The sequence below is a fragment of the Microbacterium sp. Bi128 genome (assembly GCF_918698205.1).
The window spans coordinates 1-1,156 of sequence record NZ_CAKKMM010001537.1 but is presented as its reverse complement, the minus strand read 5'-3'; the positions used below and the strand labels follow the sequence as shown (position 1 = coordinate 1,156).

The 1,156-nt window shown below is 65.5% G+C and carries 1 protein-coding gene and 1 pseudogene; both read right to left on the bottom strand.

Annotated features, from left to right (window positions below; all coding sequences use genetic code 11):
* Positions 1-318: 318 nt before the first annotated feature.
* Positions 319-798 carry a hypothetical protein gene (locus LQV45_RS34355; protein ID WP_230012346.1) on the bottom strand — a complete coding sequence of 160 codons (480 nt, stop codon included), beginning with the start codon at positions 796-798 and terminating at the stop codon, positions 319-321.
* 247 nt (positions 799-1,045) lie between these two features.
* Positions 1,046-1,156: pseudogene (locus LQV45_RS34350) on the bottom strand (transcription initiation protein); the annotation flags it as partial.

Here is a 1,156-nt window from a genome sequence, read left to right as displayed (position 1 = left end):
CAAATGACGTTGCTTCTGGTCGATGCGGTTGGACAGCCTTTGCCGCGTATCGGATGTTTCGTCCATGATCTGGTCCCCGGTTCCCTCGCCGATCGTGTCCGCACGCCTGGAAGGTGGGACTGCCAGCGGTCCACCGGTTCCCCAGGATTCCCCAGCCGGGACGGGATCTCCCTGCCCCGTGGCCGCTCTCCTCCCGAAACGCGCACACGTTTAGGATGCTCCCGCGCCACTGCGGGTGTCTAGACACTTGACCGACGACGTCGGCGTTCCGCGCCGGTCCGGGGCGGGGAACGGTGCCCCGAGGTTCTCCCGCCGCCGCTATTCGGTCGTCGGCGCCTTCACGTCAGCTCCCGCGTGCATGGCGGTCTCGGTGGGAGGCCGCCAGATGGGCGTGCCGTCGAGTGAGAGGTCAGCCGGTGGAGCAGTCACATGGGCCGTGATCCCCTGGGCGCGGAGCTCAGTCTCAAGTATGAGCAGCATCCTCTCCGCCATGCCTATCGAGAGTTCGCCTTTGGTGTCAGTCCAAATCATGGGGCCAAGTTCGGTCAGATAGACATCGGAGACGTAGTTTGGCGTGTACTGGGGGTAGTCGCCAGTCATTTCGGCGGGGCTCAGTTCCTTGCCGTTCTGGTCCACCGAATAAAAGCGCTCTCCCGCGGCATACAATGCCGCGGCGGCCTTGTCCTGGTCGTCGGTCTCGACAAGGAACCCGGGTGACGTTTCCCATCCGTCACCCAGTCCTTCCTCGTACCTCTCGCCCTGCTGGTCGAAGATGTCAGGTGCCACGGTTACGCTCACCGCGCTGTTTCCCTTCACGTTGCCGTCGTGGGCGATGGACGGGCTCGGCTGAGGACTCGGGGTTGAGGGTGCCGCACGCATGGTGGGCGAGGTGAAGGCCAGACCGGGCTGTGGGGATCCAGAGCACCCGGCCAAGGCCAGCCCGAAAGCCACCACTACTGCCCCACAAAGATGTCGTCTCGACACGTGCCCTCCCCCGGCGCCCACCAGCCGAGGTCAGTGTAAGCCACCCCCGCCGCGCAGTCACCTAGCTGGCGGGGTCGTACTGGAAGGCGCGCACCTCCTGCGCGCAACGGCAGGCGGCCGCGATCTTCGCGGCCCACTCCAAAGCCTCATCGTAGGAGGGCAGCTCCAGCAC